We start from the raw sequence: 17,250 nt of genomic DNA, 5'->3' as shown, positions 1-17,250 counted from the left end.
TATGACTCAGAGTGTGTCCTCGATCCGGAGCGTCCGTCCATGAATTCCCGCTTGCTGATGCTGGCCGTCCTGGCCGCCGCGGCCCCCGGCTGCAAGAAGGAGCAGCCCCCGGCGCCCCCGGCCGCCGCCCCCCAGGCGACGGCGCCAGCCGCTCCCGCCCCAGCCGCGGCCCCGGCCCCAGCCGCCGCCCCCGTGAAGAAGGACCCGCTCGCCGAGGTGCCGCGCGCGGACTCCACGCTCTCCCTGCTCGAGCCCCAGGAGGGAAAGTGCCAGTGGCTGCGCCTGGATCCGGTGACGCAGAAGCGCGCCACCGTGGCCACCTTCGAGGGGGACTGCAAGGGCGCTCGCATCGCCTGGAGCGCGGATCTGAGCAAGGCGGCCGTCTGGTTCGATCCGCAGTGGGTGCAGTCCGCCGGCTACTCCTCCCAGGACGCCTCCCCCGCCAGCTATCCGGACGAGACGCCCACACCGGGTGCCAAGGCACGCGTGTATGAGGTGACGGTCGCCTCGGGTGCGACACAGGAAGTCCCCTTCCCCACCGTGGAGGGAGAGGTGCAGACCCTGGGCTACAAGGGCGCGGAGCTGCTGGCGATCTCCTTGAAGCCCCTGCCCGAGGACCAGCGGGAGCAGCGCTCCGTCACCGTGGATGGCCAGGTCCTCACCTTCGAGGAGGGCCTCGAGGGGCTCCCGGCCCTGGCGTATGCCTACCGGATCGGCAAGGACGGCCCGCCCAAGCGCGTGGAGGTGAAGACCACCACCGAGGGGGCTGACCTGGCGGCCGGCGTCAGCGTGCTGGATGCCGTGCGTGACCTGGGGCCTCGCACCACGGAGCTGCTCGAGTCCCACCTGCGCAACCAGGCGGAGCTCACGGAGGCGCAGCGCACGGCGCTCCTCGCTCACGTCCCGGCCCCCTTCGCGGAGAAGCTCAAGGCCGAGGGCGGCGCCGAAGAGGTGAGCTGGGCCCACGGCGTCACCCCCGCAGGCTCCTTCTATGTCTGGGAAGTGACGGGCGAGTTCGCGCACACCGCCGGGCACCTCGTCTTCGAGACCGGAGGCCAGCTCCAGCCCGTGAAGGATCTGGGCTTCAAGGATGGAGACCTCGTCTCCGTCACCGCTCAGGGGCCCTTCGTCCTGGTGTCCTCCGCGAACGTGGGCACCCACCCGCGCATGTATGATCTGCGCACCGGGAAGCAGGCCTTCCGCTCGGACACCGCCCGGGCAACCACCTTCTGGCCTTCTCCCTGATGTGCGCCCGAGGGGCGGCGAACCACGCCCCACTGCGGATGTGAGATGATGGCAAGGCTGCCTGCACGAGAGGATGACGCCCGGTGAGCAAGGCATTTCAGGAGGAGCTCCAGATCGGTCTGACGCTCACCCTGGGCGGCCAGGCCTTCACCATCCCGGGTGGCCAGGTGAAGCACCTGGCCGTGCACCTGCGCAGCCATGGCTTCACCGCCTCGGTCACCTTCTGGACCTCGCTGGAGAAGAAGGACGCCCCGCTCTTCAAGGCCTTCTCGAAGCCGGATCTGGTCGAGGTGAAGGTGTCGATCGCGGCGGTGGACCCGTCGCTCGACACCCCGCCGGCGCCGATCGTGCTCCAGGGCCTGGCCCGCAGCCGCCGCATCCTCGCGGAGACCCACGGCACCACGAAGACCGACCAGCGCGTCTTCCGCCGCTACACCCTCGAGTTCGCCGACCCGGCCCAGGTGCTCTGGCGCCAGCACCGCCCCGTCGAGCTGCACACCGACATGTCCATGGCGGAGATCCTGGACCTGCACAAGGCCAGCCTCCAGATCAACCAGGACTGGGCGCTGCTCCGGCAGAAGCAGGCCATGCTGTGCCTGGCGGTGGGCGCGGACGCGCCCGAGGTCAGCTTCTACGACTTCATCCTCTGGTACGTGGACGCCAACAACGGCGTCTTCAGCTACGACAGCCAGCGGAACCAGTACCTGCTGGCCGACAGCAAGCCGTCAGGCGAGGCCGCCTCGCTGAGCAGCCTCCGGGTGCGGAGTGTGCGGGCCGAGCTCCCCCCGCCCATCCGCCACGCCACCCGCGTGCTCAACGCCGTGGCGGAGGGGCCCACCACCACGGACATCCCCCAGCCCCAGGCCGCCTCCGCCATCTCGCGTGATGTGCTGCTGCGCACCCCCGTCACCGACGAGGCCGAGCAGCGGCAGAAGCTGGAGAAGGCCCGCCTCCAGGTGCGGCAGCGGCAGCTCCAGGTGACGTTCAAGAAGTTCCCCGCCGTGGACATCTTCCCCGGGGCGCTGCTCCGCCTGGACGCGCTCTGGCCCGTCGGCCTCACGGGGGGCGACGAGGAGCAGCGGGTGCTGGAGCTCGATCTGGAGCTCTTCGCCGAGCGCGAGGGCAAGCACGACGAGCAGCTGGCCCCCACCGCCAACTACCAGGTGCTCCTGTCCACCCGGCTGGAGCCCGCCGACGAGCCCGTGGTCACCCTGCCCCCCTACCGCGTGCCGCGCTACCCCATCCACGTCGAGGGCCTGGTGCACGCCCCAGGCGGAGAGCCCGACGACCGGCGCTACCTCATCACCGAGGACGAGAAGACCTCCGTCCACTCCTTCCACATGACGGTGCCGCTGTGGAACAAGACGGTGAGCGTGCCCGCCGAGCCCATCCACTTCCCGGGCCACTTCTTCTTCCCGCCGTACAAGAACACCCGCGTGAAGGTGGCGCTCTACTTCGAGCGCGCCGAGCTGATCCGCTTCATCGACTGGAAGCCGGGCGTGCGCTCGCCCCAGGATGGCCAGGGCGATCAGATCCTCCTGGGCCTGAACAAGCTGAGCCAGACGGGCATCACCCACGACTTCCAGGACGACAAGCCCGTGTGGCGCATCCACCGCACCTCCCAGGGAGACACGCAGGTGGTCCGCATGGGCGAGGGCCACCTCTTCATCCAGGTGAAGGAGTCGCCCAGCAGCGCGGCGCCCACCCCCACCTACGACGTGACGCCCCAGGTGGATGCGGCCAAGGGCGATCTCACGGCGGCCGTCGGGGGAGCGATCGGGCAGACGTCGGCCGCCTACCAGGGCGCGATGGGGGCCGTGCGTGCGAAGATAAAGGCCGCCCAGGCCGAGGCGAAGGCGGCGCTCGGCGGGGCCCGGAAGGAAGTGGGCGCCAAGGTGGCGGCGGCCAAGGCGAACATCCAGGGGGCCACGGCCAAGATGGCCCAGGGAGTCGGCCAGCTCTCGGGGGCGGCGGCGGAGGCCAAGGCCGCGCTCGAGAAGCTGCGGTAGCAACCCATCCAGGGACGGAGCGGACCCATGCAGCAGCTGCGCGGCAAGGTAGCGGAGCTTCGCGGAGAACTGGAGGCCTTCAGCACGGGCGTCGTGGCCCGCGTGACGCCCCTGCGCACCGAGGTCGACACGCTGGCAGGCAAGCTCGAGGCGGCCCTGGCCTCCCTGCGTCCCGAGGTGGAGGCGGCGGGGGGCACCCTGTCCCAGAAGATCGATGCGCTGGACGCCGAGCTGGCGGAGCTGGAGCCCTGAGTGAAGGCGCTCTGGTCCAGATTCGACAAGGCCGCGGCGGAGGTGCTCGTCCTGCGCCAGAAGCTCGATGCTTCCGCGGGCCGCATCCGCGGAACCGTGGGCGCCATCGAGCCCGCCGTCTCCTCTCGCTGCAAGGCCATCGAGGACGCGACGCGGAACAAGGAGCAGGCCTTCGGCAAGCAGCTCGAGTCGGTGACGGCCGAGGTGGGCCAGCGCTGTGAGGCGCTCGCCGCCGACGTCATCGCCGCCATCAAGAAGCGCAAGGACCAGCTCAAGCAGGAGTTCGAGGCCGCCGAGAAGCAGCTCGAGGCGGAGCTCCAGCGGATCCACACCCAGGTGGAGCAGCAGCTCAGCTCGGTGGAGGCTCGATTCCTGGCCCGCGAGAAGCAGCTCGAGGAGGAGCTGAAGCGGCTCAACATGGAGGCGGGCCGGATCATCGCCAACGAGGTCAAACCCGCCCAGCAGAAGCTCCAGGACGAGATCCAGCGCGTCCGCGCCCAGCTCCAGGAGGAGCTCCAGAAGATCAAGGACGGGGAGAAGAAGCTCCAGGACGAGCTCAAGCAGACCCACGCCAAGGTCAAGGAGCACATCCAGAAGCTGGAGGCCGAGCTCGACGAGAAGGAGAAGCAGGTCCAGCAGGAGATCCAGAAGCTCCGCACCCAGGCCGAGGAGACCGTGCACCAGGGCACCACCCAGCTCTCGGCCGCGACGGAGGCCGTGCTCGCCCCGGTGGCGCAGACCCGCGAGACACTCGGCGAGGAGGCCAGGAAGCTGACCCAGGCGCTCGAGGCCGTGCTCGCCCCACCCTCCACCGCCCTGGAGCGAGTGCACGGAGAGATCCAGTCCACCAGCGAGTCCTCGAAGGCCGAGGTGCGCCGGCTGGTCGGCCAGCTCCGCGCGGGGCTGAACCCCGTCCGCACCCAGGTGAAGACGGCCACCGAGACGGCCTCGCAGACGCTCCAGACGCTGGAGACCACCGTCGGCGGGACGATCGAGACCGGGCGCGAGCAGGTCAACCGCATGCTCGACACGCTCGAGCAGACGCTGGCCTCGCAGGTCCAGTCCCTGGCCAGCACGATCAAGGTCGTGGAGGACCTGATCGATCAGGTCCAGCAGCAGGTCGAGGCCCTCATCACCCAGGGCAGCGAGGCCATCGACACCCTGATGAGGACGGCGGTCACCACCTTCGAGAACATCCGGGCGCCCGTGCAGACCACCGTCGACTCCGCCTTCGCGGTGCTCGACGGGCTGATGGACACCCTCGCCCAGCTCGAGAAGCAGCTCCAGCAGCTCTTCGCCCTGCTGCCCGAGAAGCTGGAGCAGCTCCAGACGCTCTTCAAGACGCTGGTCGGCACGCTGGAGTCCCTGCTGTCGCGCGCCGTGCAGATGCTGGACGCCATCCCCTCCGCGGACCTGCCCAAGCCGCTGGTGGACCCGGCCATGAGCGCCATCACCCAGGCGGTGACGCAGATCTCCACCCAGCTCGACACCATCGTCGGCCAGGTGGGCCAGCAGATCACCACCCTCTCGGATCAGCTCATCTCCCAGGTGGAGCAGGTCCAGGCCCAGGCCGTCCAGCAGGTGCAGACGATCCAGCAGCAGCTCGTGCAGCAGATCCAGACGCTGCAGCAGACCGTGCAGAGCACCATCGATCAGGCCGTCGCGCAGGTGGAGCAGCTCATCGCCCAGGTGACGGCGCAGGTGGCCAACGCCCGCGATCAGGTGGTGAAGCAGATCGAGGCCATGGTGGACCAGGTGGCCCAGCGCGTGGACGCGCTCAAGGAGCAGGTGAAGACGCAGCTCGAGGCGTTCCAGGAGGCGCTCGGCCAGGGCGTCCAGGCCGCCGCCAATCAGGTGAAGGCGGTGGGCGACTCCATCGAGCAGCAGGTGTCCAACGCCCGCGAGCAGGTGAAGTCAGGGATGCAGACCGTCAGCAGTTCGGTGGACCAGGCGCTCGAGGAGGCCCGCAAGGCCCGCGATCGCATCGAGGCCGAGGCCGTCCTCCGCGTGGATCAGGCGCTCGCCGCCTTCTCCAAGCAGGCCGAGGGGCTGATGGACGCCGCCGCGAAGCAGATCGACGGCGTGGCCACCCGGGTGGACACCACGCGGGAGCAACTGCTCGCGCCGCTGGACCGGGTGGAGGCCTCGATCCAGCAGGCCAGCTTCTTCTCCCAGGTCGTCGAGCAGGTGCGCGCCCAGGTGATGCGGCTGCTCGACGGGATGGACGCCCAGGTGCGCCGGCTGGCCGCCTGACTCAGGCGCCGGGAGCCTTGGGCGCCTCGGGAGCCTTGGGCGCCTCTGGAAGCTCGGGGGCCTCCGAGGGGATGGCCGGCGGGATGGTGTCGCTCAGGATGCGGCTCACCGTCAGCTCGATGTCCACCGCGCTCGGCATGGGCGGGGTGAGCAGCACCTGCCAGTTCCCATCCGGAGCGGTGAAGAGGAAGGAGACGGCCATGGGCCCCTCCTTCGGCGCCTTCACCTGGAAGCGCTGGATGGTGCCCGGGTAGATGACCGCCGTCTGCAGCACGGTCTGGTCCGGCGCGCCCACCTTGGCGGCCACCTCGGAGTACGCCTCGTTGGCGTACTGCTTGGTGTCCACCTGGCGCACGAGCATGTACATCGGCCGGCCCAGGTTGGTCCCCGGCGGGGACTTCACGCTCAAGCTGACCTGCGCCGACGCGCAGCCGCCCAGCAGCAGCCCGGCCACCGCCAGCATCGCCAGCCGATACACGCGCACGCTCATCGCGGCACCTCCCGGAAGGGCACCCAGGGGTCTCCCTTGAGCCCGAAGCTGATCTCCAGCCCGCGCTTGTTCACGTTGTTGCCTTGCAGCGCCAGGCTCCACTGCCGGCGCTGATCCGCGGTGACGGTGGCCTCCTCGAAGAGCCGGAAGCAGCTCCACGCGGAGCGGTTCCACGGCAGCGACAGGTACTGGGGCGCATCCCGCGCGGGCGAGCGCAGCTCCAGCACGATGGAGGACACCTGCTGATCCCACCAGCTCACCGGGAACTCCTGCCAGGTGGGGCTCTGGTTGAAGCCGTAGGCCGTCGTCTTCCCGCACTTGAGCGAGGACATGGTGACGAACACGCCCGGCATGGGCGGCGCGGGCAGCGGCTGCGGCTGCACCTTGAGCATCAGCGGCCGTGCCTTGCCATCATCGTCCCACAGCAGCTTCGCCAGGCGCCCCAGCCGGCTCAGGGTGACGAGCATCTGGTCGGGCAGCGTCAGCTTGTCGCGCAGCGGTCCGCGCAGCGCCCAGTCCGTGCCGCGCTCCACGCAGATCCGCGAGAACACCTGGTTCACGAAGTTCCAGAAGGCCCCGTCCTTGCGGCGCAGCACCTCCAGCTCGCCCGGATCCACGTCCTCCTGCGAGTCGGGGTTGAAGGGGTAGCGCTCCAGCATGGGCCCCAGCATGCGCGCGGACGTCTCCGCCCACTGCTTGGCCAGCGTCTTCTCCAGCTCCTGCTTGCCCAGCGCCTGCACCTGGAGGAAGGGCTCCAGGAAGGGCTGCCGCAGCTCTCCGGTGATGCCCTGCTGATCCAGCCACTCCTGCGCCTTGCGCAGATAGGAGTTCTCCTCCTCCAGCATCATGGACAGGGCCACCTTCTCCAGCGGCGTGATCATGTCCGTGAGGTCCGCAGGGCCTCCCTCCGCCTGCGGCTCCCCACCCTCTGCCGGGGCCGCGGCGGCCGCCTTGTCCTTGTCGGGAGCCTCCGCCGCCTTGGCCTTGGCGCCCTTGTCACCGGACTTCGAGGCGGCATCCAGCTCGTCGTGCATCTGCGCCACCAGCGCGTGGTACGGGGCGAGCGCGGAATAGAAGCCGTTCTTGTCCGCCGTCATGATCTTCACGATGGGCAGGAAGGGCGCCACGGCGTTGCGCAGCGGCTCGTAGTACGGCCCCTCCAGCGGCTCGAGGTTGGCGCGGTAGGCCACGTCCCGCAGCATGTCCACCTGCGGCGAGGACGGCTGGGTGATGCGGGCCAGCTCGTCGAGCAGCAGGCTGCGCGAGGCCAGGAAGTGATAGTCGCGGATGCGCTGGAAGAGGCTCTCGCGGTAGCCGCGGGAGAAGGAGTTCACCCGCTTCTGCACGTACTCCTCGCGCCGGGCGGCCTCCTCCGTGGGCAGCTGGGCATTCTTCAGCCGCTGGGTGAACTCCTCCACCAGGGGCTTGAGGTCCGACTCGAAGGCCGTCCGGTTCAACAGCCCTGCGCGGCTGGCCTGCGAGCCCGCCGTCAGCCGGCCGCTCTTCTCATACGAGTCGAGCAGGGCCTGCAGCAGCTCGCGCGACAGCTGCGGCGGGCGGAACTCGAAGGACTGCTGCAAGAGCTCGATGTGGTACGGGCCCTTGTTGTTGCCCGACAGCCAGAGGCCATCCCGGGTGAGCAGCTCCGAGGGGCCCATCTTCTCCACCGCCTGGAAGCCGGAGTAGGCCTCCTCCTCCATGTTCAGGATGGCCGCCAGCGTGTCCCGGTTCGCCCTCAGCCAGTCGAGCACCTGGACGGTGAACTCGATGCCCTGGAACTGGCGCGTGTTCATCTGGATCTTGGAGGCGTCGATCAGGCTGAGCACCGTGGGCAGCGAGGCGAAGACGTCCAGGTCGGCCAGCTGCGCCTTCAGCCGCTCGCGCTCGGCCCGCCGCAGATCCAAATCGGCCAGCCCCTTGGGGCCCGAGTCCAGCGTCTGCCGGAGGAACAGGAGGTGATCGAACCAGGGCTTGAGCTGACTCTCGAGCGTCAGCCGCTCCGCATAGGGCCAGCAGGACCAGTCCTCATCGGCGGTGCCTGACACCTGCACGGCGCCGCGGCGGCACGGCGGGTTGCGCTCCCAGGGCTCGTCGCTGGCGAGCACGTAGGTGGACACCAGCGACTCGCTCAGCTCGAGCGCGGAGATCCACGTGCGGCCCTGGTCGGCGCGGGCGGCGGACTGCTCGGCGCGAGCGGCGGCCTCGCCCTCGCCCCAGTGCCTCGAGTGGCGAGGCTGGATGCTGGAGTTCACGAAGTTGCCGAGCCCCTCCGCCTTGGAGGAGTGGAGCGCGGCCAGCAGGTAGACCATCTGCTCGGGGCGGCAGTCCTGGAGGTTCTTGCGGCAGTGCTCGATGGCGGGCCGCAGGTGGCTCTCGCGCACGCCCCGGGCCAGCCGCTGGCGCAGATCCAACATCTCGTCCGGGAAGCTGGAGCTCAGCGGCGGCCACCAGCGCGCGGCCCGCCACAGCTGGCTGATCGCGTTGGCCGCGTCGTTCACCTGGGCCTCGACGGCCTCGCCGCTGCCCTCGATGCCCTGCTCGCGCATCTGCGCCACGGTGAGCTCGAAGCGCTCCACCTCCGTCTGCGCCTCGCGCAGCAGCCAGTAGAAGTGGCCATACGCGGCCAGCACGGGCAGGCAGCACACCGCGGCGATCGTCGCGGCGCGCCGCAGGTGGGTGCGCAGGTAGAGGCGGCGCAGCGCCTCGGTGCTGCTGTCCTCCGTCACCACGGAGAGCGTGCCGCTGGCGCGCGCCTCGGGCGTGGGGCTGGAGAGGAACACGCGCGTCAGCTGCGGCTTGCAGGAGAGCGTGTTGCTCTCCAGCAGCGCGGAGACGAACCGGCCGAGCGCGGCGAACGAGCGCCCGCCCTGCGAATAGAAGCGCTCCAGGCGCTCGAAGGCGTCCACCGGCAGCGAGGTGAGCCCCAGCGCCAGGAACTGCTCCTGCCCGTCCAGCAGCGAGGCCAGGCGGCTCTCCTCGCCATGCTTCGGGATGTCGAAGGAGCACCCCACGCCGTGCTGCCGCAGCATCCGCGCGAAGTCCTCGAAGCCCTCCAGCCCGTCCATGTGCGTCAGGCACAGGCGGGTCTCCACCGGGGCTCCGCGAGCCTCGGACATGATGTTGAGCTTGCCGCGCAGCAGCTGCGCCATGCGCCGCTGCTCGTCCGGCGGAGTGTCCGCCAGCCAGCGCACGTCCAGGGCGATGACGGCCAGGCCCTTCTGCTTGTGGCTGAAGCACTTGCGCCACATCTTGCGCAGGGCGCCGCGCGCCTGGAGCGTCTCATCCTCCAGCAGCGGAGCGGACACCTCCTGCACCACGCAGTCCGGGCCCAGGTAGATCTGCAGCAGCGGATCGTCGGTGTAGCTGGGGAGGAACTGGCGGGCCTGGCGCTGCCAGTCCACGTCCAGGCCGATGAGCTGCGTCTTGCCGCTGCCCGCGGGCCCGAGCACCACCACGGTGGGCAGATCCACCACGGCGGCGCGGTGCGCCAGGGGCAGGCCGGTGAGGAACTTGTGGCGCACCTGCAGCAGCCGCCCGGTGGCCATGGGCGGAGGACCGCTGGCCGTCTGCGCCGGAGAGCGGCGGCCGCGCCACCAGGTGAAGAGCTTCCACCCGAGGAACACGAGCAGCGCGACGCCGACGAGCACCAGCAACCAGAAGAGGTACGGGCTCACCGCGCTCCAGATCTTCTCGAACGAGCTGGCGCCGGAGTCGACGGACTTGGCCCCCGCGTCGAGCGCCTTGGCCCCCGCGTCGAGCGCCTTGGCTGGCTCCGCCGCGCCGAGCACCAGCCTTGCCAGGTTGAACAGCTGTGAACTCACGGTCACCCCCCCCTACGGGCAGCGCTCGCTCCGGAGCGGCCAGAGCGCGCGGCCAGTTGGAGTGCCTCCAGCACGTCTTCCAGCTCATCCATCGACCGCAGGAGCTTCTCGTGGCGGGCCTCGTGCTCCTTGGGAGCCAGGCGCGTGCCTCCGGGCTCCGGGAAGAGCGCGGCGACACCCTCGCGCACCTGGGCCAGCAGCGGCTCCGCGCCGGCGACCAGCGAGCCCAGCTCGGAATGAACGGCCTGCTCCAGGCGCCCCAGCTGCGTGCGGGGGCCCAGCAGCTCCTTCATTCTCTGCGCTTCTTCCCTCATCTGGACAGCCACCACAGTAACACCGGAACCAGAACCACCACGCTTCCGGACGCCACGTAGTACCGCAGCGGGAAGGCGTGAACGAGGGGGGCCTGGGCGACGGCCGGAGGGGGAGCAGGCACGGCCTCCGGCTTGGGGATGCGCGCCGCCAGCTTCTCCTTGTACTCGCGCAGGCGGGCGGTGCTGCCGGCGTAGCGGCCCTCGAAGCCCGCGGTGAGGCAGAAGTGCAACAACTCGAAGACGAGCAGTGACGCGCCGCGCTGCGCCAGCTTCTCGTCCGCCAGCTCGTAGAAGCGATCGCCACCCGCGTCCGAGCCGAAGAGCTTGTACTGGAGCAGCGGCCACTCCGTCTGCTCGGCGTCCGCCAGCCGGCGCAGCACCAGCTCGTCGATCAGGTAGACGAAGGGCCGGCTCGCCTCGTCGATCTCCTCCTCGCGGTAGGTGCCACCCAGGGCCTTCTGGAGATCGGCCACCTCGCCCAGCAGCAGGTGCTGCAGCTGCGCCAGGCCCTGCTGGCCCACGCGCACCTGCGTGCGCTCCTCGTCCGCGCCGGGCTCCGGCGGAAGGTACTGCTCCAGCAGTGCGCGCACCTGTCGGTAGGTCCGCAGCAGGCTCTGCCAATGCTCGAGTTTCATGAAGATACCTTCAACGGGAAGGAGCCCGCCCCGGCCACGGTGGGCCGCAGCACCACCGAGGCCTCGCCATTCCAAGCCTCCAACAGTTTCTGCACCTGCTCCAGGAAGCAGGCCACCAGGGGCTCGGCGCCAGGCTCGAAGGGCTCCAGCAGCATCTCGTACACGTGCAACAGGCCTGATCCACGCAGCGCGCCGTCCGGCGCCACGGTGGCCTTCAGCTCGCGGATCCAGGGGATGACGCGGCGGAAGGGCTCCTCGGAGGGCGTGCCCAGGTAGCTGAGCAGCGCGGCCAGCTCGTTGCGCTCCAGGGTGGACTTCACCTTCCACGCCAGCAACCGCGTCAGCCCCGCCACGTCATTGCGCAGCGCGCTGTCGCGGTGCGGCTCGAGCCGACCCACCAGCTGCCAGCCCAGCCCCTCCACGTGCCGCGAGGGCGTGGATACGCTCACCCGGCCCACGGCCTCGGAGACGAACCGCGGCTGGTACCAGAGCGCCTCCACCAGCAGCTTCTGCGGCTCGAGGAAGGCCTCGGGCAGCCGCACCAGCAGGCTGTGGCGCGGGCGCATCTCCTCGTCGAGCCCCTCGTCCAGCTCGTAGCTGGGGCCCTCTCCCGGCAGGAAGGCCGGGCGCATGGGCGTGCGCCCCGCCTTGCTCAGCGCGTAGACGCCGGTGACCGAGTGCAGCTGCAGATCCCTGCCGGCCGTCATGCCGCGGATCGTGTACTCGGAGCGGGTGCCATCGGCGACGATGGGCTGGGCGGGCTCGGCCTTGAGGTTCTCCACCGGCACGACGAAGGGGTGGAGGAAGTCCGGATACGGCGAGCGGCCCACCGTCCACGACTTGTCCAGGTCCAGGCACAGGCTGAAGCGCGTCCACTCCTTGCGGTGCGAGGGCACCGCCACGTGGAGGAAGAGCCCCTGCTCCGGCTGCTGGAAGAAGGCGCGAACGCGCTGCACCGGGTGCTCGTAGCGGCTGGCGTCATCCAGCGCCTCGGGCGCATCTCCGAAGGAGAACTCGCACGGCAGGCCCTGGGAGGTGCTGTCGGCCTGCGCGTCGTACACCACGCCCACCTGCTTGAGCTGCCGGGCCAGCGCGTGGAAGACGGCCAGCGAGGGCCGGTACTCGTCCAGGTGGCGCACGTGCAGGCTGAGCAGGCCCACCGCGTCCCGGCGAGGGAAGCTGGACTCGAAGCGGAGGATGAGCCGGTAGTTCCCATCCGTCAGCCGCACCACCTCCGAGCCCACCATGGAGATGGGCAGGATGCGCAGGTGGCGCCGGGTGCGGAACGAGCCCGTCACGCCGTGCGCGGGGGACAGGCGCAACTCCGTGCCGCGCGCCAGCACCACCGTCTCCGTCATCTTCTCGGCGGGCAGCGCCTGCACCAGCGCCACCGCGGGCAGCGGGCGCAGCAGGAAGTCGAAGAAGGAGGAGAACAGCCGCAGCCACGTGGAGCGCAGGTTGTGCTGCGTGGCCAGGCGCGTCTGCACCGAGAAGAACGCCATGGACTCGATGAGGCGCCGCACGTGCGGATCCTCCCGGTCCAGCGGCACGGTGGGGTGCGAGCCCAGGAAGCGCTGCCGGAAACGCTCCAGCGCATCCAGCTCGTTCAGGTAGTCCTGGTAGATCAGCTCCGACGAAGCGCTCACCGCACCCTCACCCCAGCTTGACGAGCGCTCCGCCGACAGTGGTCATCGAACCCTTCAGCTCCGCCACGCCCGAGGACTCCAGGCCCAGCTGGCCCTGGCCGGACACCTTCGTCATGGCCGAGGACAGCTCCGCCTGCGTCTTGCCCGACATCTTCAGCGTGAGCCCGTCGATCTTGTTCTCTCCGCCCGAGGCCGTGAGGCTCGTCTGCATGCCCTTCATGTCCAGGTTGGTGGCCGCCTCGATGGCGACCTTGGCGTTGGAGGACAGCTTGGCGTCCTGCGTCGCCGACTGGGTCAGCTTGGCGCTGGAGGTGAAGGTCATGTCCTTGGTGCTCTCCACCTTGAGGATGTCCTGACTGGCCCAGCTCGACTCCTTCGCCGACTTGAGGGTGAGCGTCCCGGTGGCGTCCACGGTGAAGTCCTTGCAGGTGATGACGACGCTGTCTTGCTTCTGGACGATGGTGCTCGTCTCTTCCGAGCCCTTCACGGTGATGGTGATGCTGGTGCCGTCCATGACCACCGTCTGGGTGATCTGGTCGTCAGCGTTCTCCACCTTTACGGTGACGCCTTTCACCTTGTCCAGTTCGACAGTGCAGACCAGCGTGCCCATGGTTCCTCGCTTCCTCGACAGAGAGCTGGGGGCCCCCTTCCCTCTACGACTGCTCTTCCTTCACCTGGATGAGCAGCGTGCCTTCGGCGATCTCGATCTTCTGGGTGTCCTTCTCGTGCGTGCGCTGCATCAGGAACACGGGCTTGTCGTCCGTGTAGTAGTGCTTGATGGCGGTGCCCCTCTCGGGCGTCTTGCCCACCAGCAGCTGCACGCCCTGCCCGTCCTGCGGCATGCGCGCGCCGGTGCGCCAGTCCAGGAAGCGCTTGATCCACGCGCGCTGGAAGTCCAGCGCCACCAGCACCCGCTCGCCCTTGTAGGCCGGGAAGTAGAAGTGGCCCGGCAGCAGGTTGGGGTTGAACGGCGCGGCGACGATCTGATCCGCGTAGAGGGGGATCTTCACCTTGTAGCCGTCCACCGAGGTGGCCGAGTCCGTGTAGGCCTGCCACGTCTCGTCCTCTTCCGCCCCCTGCTCGCTGACGATGAGGCCCTCCACGTAGCGCGGGTAGTGCGGCGGCTGCCACGCGGGCAGATCCACGTAGGGCTCGTCCTTGGGCTCCAGCCGCGTGCTCATGCGGAAGGTGAAGAAGGCCTCCGCGTCCCCGTACACCTCCTCCTCGCCCTCGCCCTCCACCTCGCAGGACAGGTGCAGGCCGCGCACGCGGAAGGTGGCGTCCTTGGCCACGCCCGCGGCGCCCCAGGCCTCCGCGGCCGGCAGCTTCACCAGCGCACCCGGCGTGAACGCCTTCTCGGGGAACGAGCGCCAGATCACCTCCACCTCCGGCCCCCGCCCCTTCAGCCGCGCCGTCTCCAGATCCACCCGCGCCTGCACCTCGTCGGCGATGGGCGTGCACAGCAGCACGTCCTGGCGGATGCCGGAGACGGCCTTCTGCTGAGTGACGGACCTGGTCTCCGGGCCCACCGCGATGGCGTTGAGCACGTTGACGTCATGGCGGATCACCTCGGGCAGCAGCAGCTCCAGCGCGGCCAGGTTGGCGGCGTGCAGCTGCATCGGCGTGCCCGTGGCGTCCTTGGCGCCGGTGATCTTGTAGCCGTGCGTCGTGTAGTCGTGGATGAAGACGCCGTGGTGGCTGTGCACGTACCACAGCACCCAGTCGTAGAAGCTGGCCCCCCGCTGGGCATCCAGTCCCACGAAGATCATCGGACGCGTCGCGGTGATGGTGGCCCAGTCGTAGGTGAGCTGGATCTTGTCACCCTTGTGCGCGTCCACCACGTCCTTCGCCGACTTCTGCGTGTAGAGCGCGCAGGGGTGGTGCTGGCGCCAGAGCAGCCGCGCCGCGTCCTGGAAGCGGATGCCGTAGCGACGGTGGAGGATGAGATCGCTGTCGCCGGTGGTGACGGCGTCCTCCACGAGCGTCTTCTCGGTGACGTAGCCCTTCACCTTCAGCGACGTGTGCGTCGGCTGGGCGGACGTCTCCGGGAGGGCGGCCTTCACCTCCACCAGCACCTCGGCCAGATCCGACTTGAGGAAGTCCGGCAGCAGCTCGTCCTTGTTCTGCCCGCCCTGGGACGAGTTGTCGGTGAGCATGAAGTCGACCTCGCCCTCCAGCCCCCAGCTCCACAGGTCCAGCGTGAAGCGCTTGATGCTGCCGGCGATGATCTCGTGCGCCTTGCCGGCAATGGTGAGCGTGAGCGTCACCACCAACCGTTCCTGGAAGGTCGTGTCCATCAGCGCTCCTCGTCCTCTTCCACCCGGACCTGACCGCTCACGGTGTGGAAGAGGATCCGCAAGGTGCACGGCTCACCGTTCAGCGTCGCCGTCAGCACGAAGTGCAGCCACAGCCCCGAGTCCCGGCCGCGCAGCTCCAGCTCCGCGTCCCGAAGCCGTGGCTCGTGCGTCTCCACCGAGTGCAGCATCTCCCCGGTGAGCGTCTTCATCAGATCCTGGGTGCCGAACTTCTCCGTGTAGCGCCCCAGCCCAAAGCCGTCGACGAAGTAGCCGTAGCCCTCCTTCGTGTTCAGCACGGACTCGAGGTTCTGGCGCACCTGCTCCAGCTCGCCGTTGCCGCCCTGGCGCTGCCAGGCGCTGGTGAACTTGTCGAGGAAGGCCGGGCGCCCCATCTCACGCCCTCCGCCAGAAGAGGAACACCTGGTGGCCCTGCAGCGCCGGCGTCACGAAGAAGGCCATGCCGTTGTCGCGCAGCGCGTACTGCCACTCCTCGCCCAGCGACAGCCGGTACCAGGTGATCTCCGGGCCGAAGGCGTGAGGGAAGGCCGGGTGCGGCACGTGCTGGAACGGAATGCCCCGCAGCGCCAGCCGGCGCACCAGCGGCAGGCGCGAGGGGCTGGCCACCTTCACCCCCTCCATGGAGGGCGGACGGCTGGGATCCTCGCTGCGCACCAGCAGGTACAGCTCGCTCTCCACGCCCTTCTCCAGCGCGGGCAGCGGCGAGAGGATGAACTGTCCGTCCTTCGAGTCGAAGGGCTTGTAGGTGAGCCGCGTGTCCTCGGGACGGAAGGCCCGGTTCAGCAGCTGCATCCACCCGCCGAGCGACGCGGCGAGCTCGGTGTGCTGGTAGGTGGGCATGGACTCGCCGGGCTCCAGCTCCAGGTAGCAGCACACCTCGAAGTAGAACCGGCGCAGGGCGTCGAAGAAGTGGTACGGGTGCGGACAGATGCCCACGCGCATGTCCGCGCGCACCGCCTGCAGCCTGCGCACCTCGAGCAGGGTGCGGCGCGCGCTGGCGAGCCGCTCCGCGCGCTGGTAGCTGTCCAGCAGCAGCGTGCGCAGCTGGCCGTGCGCCTTCTCCAGCAGCATGTCCAGCTCGAAGAGAAGCTCGTTGAGGAAGGGGTTGGGCCCCACCAGCAGCAGCGGCGGCACCTTCTCGCTCTGGGGGCGCCAGTTGCCCTCCAGCCCCTTGGAGAAGGACACCAGCTCCAGCGAGGACAGGGCCCGATCCACGGACTGCTCGCTGGACAGCTGCAGCTTGTGCAGCACGCGCTGCACGTTGGGAGGCTCGCCCGAGTACAGGGGCACGCCCTCGGTGCCGCGCGTGTCCTCGAGCAGGTGCAGGTAGACGGTGACCTCCGCGCGGCCGGTGGCCTCCAGCGAGAACGACGGCACGGCCGCGTTGCCGGGCACATCCACCAGGAAGCCGCCCGGCATGACGGCGGTCAGCGTGGAGAGGGACAGGCTGCCCTCGGCCAGCAGCGCCTCGCTCCATGCGAGCGAGGCGATACCGACCTGAGGCAGCCCGGACAGCTCGGCATGCAGCCGCGCCTCGGACGAGAGCGCCTCGTCCTGGGCGCGAAAGTGCTCGGGAAGGAGCGTCTGGCCGACCTGCCAGCGGACCCGCGCGAGCTTGTGGCGCTGCATGGCTTGATCCTGTCTGGAGGTTACTTCGCGGCGGCCTCGGTGACGCCCCACTGCTTGACGATGTTCTTGCCGGAGCCGGTCGCCAGGTTCACCGACTGCTCCAGCGTCTGCGGCTTGATGCCCACCTGGCAGACGTAGTTCTTCGGCGACTGCACCTCGTTGGACGGATCATCCGCCACCGACAGGTTCAGGTCGTCCCCGTTCTTCTCGAGGATGCCCTTGAGCACCGCGTCCGTGAAGGTGGACTTGAAGTACTTCTTGGCGAGCGGATCGTACTCGTAGACGACGTACTGGAACTCCACGTTCACGTTGGCCCAGGTCCCCATCAGCGCGGCCGAGAGGATCTGCTTGTTGGCGGTGGAGATCTGCCCCGAGAGGTACATGGCGTCGGTGATGCCCGTCTCCCACAGGAAGTGGTTGAGCACCGCCACCACCTTGTTGGCCAGGGCCTTGTCCGGCTGCTCCGGATCCTTGAGCGTCTCCTGATCCGCGCTGAGCTCGATATCGCCCAGCTTCATCTTGGTGATGTAGCCAACCGGGGCCTGCTTGTCCTTCTTGAAGTTGAACCCCTGGTACACATCAAGGGCGCGGGAAAACTGCGGCATAGAACCCTCCTCTTTTTTCCTGAATGAAGACTACGG

Annotated in this window: 14 protein-coding genes; 4 read left to right on the top strand and 10 right to left on the bottom strand. The window is 69.2% G+C overall.

All coding sequences use genetic code 11. The annotated features are described in order from the left end of the window. The first annotated feature begins 39 nt into the window (after window positions 1-39). From KY572_RS43090 to KY572_RS43075, 4 genes are all read left to right on the top strand, one after another. Window positions 40-1,245 (top strand): hypothetical protein, encoded by a 1,206-nt coding sequence (locus tag KY572_RS43090; RefSeq protein ID WP_224249605.1) that lies wholly within the window; start codon window positions 40-42, stop codon window positions 1,243-1,245. Between the two features lie 83 nt (window positions 1,246-1,328). Continuing rightward, a complete protein-coding gene (locus KY572_RS43085) occupies window positions 1,329-3,254 on the top strand; it encodes a hypothetical protein (RefSeq protein WP_224249604.1) in 1,926 nt (641 codons plus the stop codon). A 27-nt stretch (window positions 3,255-3,281) separates the two neighbouring features. Beyond that, window positions 3,282-3,506, top strand: coding sequence for a hypothetical protein (locus KY572_RS43080; RefSeq protein WP_224249603.1), 225 nt, complete (start codon window positions 3,282-3,284; stop codon window positions 3,504-3,506). After that, a complete protein-coding gene (locus KY572_RS43075; protein ID WP_224249602.1) occupies window positions 3,507-5,759 on the top strand; it encodes an apolipoprotein A-IV repeat region-like domain-containing protein in 2,253 nt (750 codons plus the stop codon). It begins immediately after the preceding gene. Window position 5,760: 1 nt separating this feature from the next. Here KY572_RS43075 and KY572_RS43070 read toward each other — a convergent pair whose 3' ends face one another. From KY572_RS43070 to KY572_RS43025, 10 genes are read right to left on the bottom strand one after another with little or no spacing between them, the layout of a single operon-like run. Next, on the bottom strand, window positions 5,761-6,249 hold the full coding sequence (locus KY572_RS43070) for a hypothetical protein (protein ID WP_224249601.1): 489 nt from the start codon (window positions 6,247-6,249) through the stop codon (window positions 5,761-5,763). Further along, entirely contained in the window at window positions 6,246-10,070 is a 3,825-nt protein-coding gene (locus KY572_RS43065) for a type VI secretion protein IcmF/TssM N-terminal domain-containing protein (protein WP_224249600.1), read from the bottom strand. The genes KY572_RS43070 and KY572_RS43065 overlap by 4 nt, the downstream gene beginning before the upstream one ends. 2 nt (window positions 10,071-10,072) lie before the next feature. After that, complete coding sequence (locus tag KY572_RS43060; RefSeq protein WP_224249599.1) at window positions 10,073-10,363, bottom strand: hypothetical protein; 291 nt, start codon at window positions 10,361-10,363, stop codon at window positions 10,073-10,075. Window positions 10,364-10,380: 17 nt separating this feature from the next. Continuing rightward, entirely contained in the window at window positions 10,381-11,019 is a 639-nt protein-coding gene (locus KY572_RS43055; RefSeq protein ID WP_224249598.1) for a DotU family type IV/VI secretion system protein, read from the bottom strand. After that, a complete protein-coding gene (locus KY572_RS43050; protein WP_224249597.1) occupies window positions 11,016-12,665 on the bottom strand; it encodes a type VI secretion system baseplate subunit TssF in 1,650 nt (549 codons plus the stop codon). The genes KY572_RS43055 and KY572_RS43050 overlap by 4 nt, the downstream gene beginning before the upstream one ends. 7 nt (window positions 12,666-12,672) lie before the next feature. After that, window positions 12,673-13,275 (bottom strand): PH domain-containing protein, encoded by a 603-nt coding sequence (locus KY572_RS43045; RefSeq protein WP_224249596.1) that lies wholly within the window; start codon window positions 13,273-13,275, stop codon window positions 12,673-12,675. 43 nt (window positions 13,276-13,318) lie between these two features. After that, entirely contained in the window at window positions 13,319-14,962 is a 1,644-nt protein-coding gene (locus KY572_RS43040) for a hypothetical protein (protein ID WP_224249595.1), read from the bottom strand. Continuing rightward, on the bottom strand, window positions 14,962-15,354 hold the full coding sequence (locus tag KY572_RS43035; RefSeq protein ID WP_224249594.1) for a GPW/gp25 family protein: 393 nt from the start codon (window positions 15,352-15,354) through the stop codon (window positions 14,962-14,964). Before KY572_RS43035 ends, KY572_RS43040 begins: the two co-directional genes overlap by 1 nt. Window position 15,355: 1 nt before the next feature. Continuing rightward, window positions 15,356-16,609, bottom strand: coding sequence for a type VI secretion system baseplate subunit TssK (gene tssK, locus KY572_RS43030; RefSeq protein ID WP_224249593.1), 1,254 nt, complete (start codon window positions 16,607-16,609; stop codon window positions 15,356-15,358). Window positions 16,610-16,629: 20 nt separating this feature from the next. After that, complete coding sequence (locus tag KY572_RS43025) at window positions 16,630-17,214, bottom strand: hypothetical protein (RefSeq protein ID WP_224249592.1); 585 nt, start codon at window positions 17,212-17,214, stop codon at window positions 16,630-16,632. Window positions 17,215-17,250: the final 36 nt, after the last annotated feature.

Source organism: Hyalangium gracile, from assembly GCF_020103725.1.
Classification (GTDB): domain Bacteria; phylum Myxococcota; class Myxococcia; order Myxococcales; family Myxococcaceae; genus Hyalangium; species Hyalangium gracile.
Note: the sequence above shows the minus strand (reverse complement) of the source record. Positions and strands in the feature narration are given on the sequence as shown.

Bases quoted from the DNA above. Each gene is read 5' to 3' on its own strand.
- KY572_RS43035 (WP_224249594.1), bottom strand. From the start codon at position 15,354: ATGGGGCGCCCGGCCTTCCTCGACAAGTTCACCAGCGCCTGGCAGCGC.
- KY572_RS43060 (WP_224249599.1), bottom strand. From the start codon at position 10,363: ATGAAGGAGCTGCTGGGCCCCCGCACGCAGCTGGGGCGCCTGGAGCAG.
- KY572_RS43080 (WP_224249603.1), top strand. From the start codon at position 3,282: ATGCAGCAGCTGCGCGGCAAGGTAGCGGAGCTTCGCGGAGAACTGGAG.
- KY572_RS43040 (WP_224249595.1), bottom strand. From the start codon at position 14,962: ATGGACACGACCTTCCAGGAACGGTTGGTGGTGACGCTCACGCTCACC.
- KY572_RS43070 (WP_224249601.1), bottom strand. From the start codon at position 6,249: ATGAGCGTGCGCGTGTATCGGCTGGCGATGCTGGCGGTGGCCGGGCTG.
- KY572_RS43045 (WP_224249596.1), bottom strand. From the start codon at position 13,275: ATGGGCACGCTGGTCTGCACTGTCGAACTGGACAAGGTGAAAGGCGTC.
- tssK (WP_224249593.1), bottom strand. From the start codon at position 16,609: ATGCAGCGCCACAAGCTCGCGCGGGTCCGCTGGCAGGTCGGCCAGACG.
- KY572_RS43055 (WP_224249598.1), bottom strand. From the start codon at position 11,019: ATGAAACTCGAGCATTGGCAGAGCCTGCTGCGGACCTACCGACAGGTG.
- KY572_RS43025 (WP_224249592.1), bottom strand. From the start codon at position 17,214: ATGCCGCAGTTTTCCCGCGCCCTTGATGTGTACCAGGGGTTCAACTTC.
- KY572_RS43090 (WP_224249605.1), top strand. From the start codon at position 40: ATGAATTCCCGCTTGCTGATGCTGGCCGTCCTGGCCGCCGCGGCCCCC.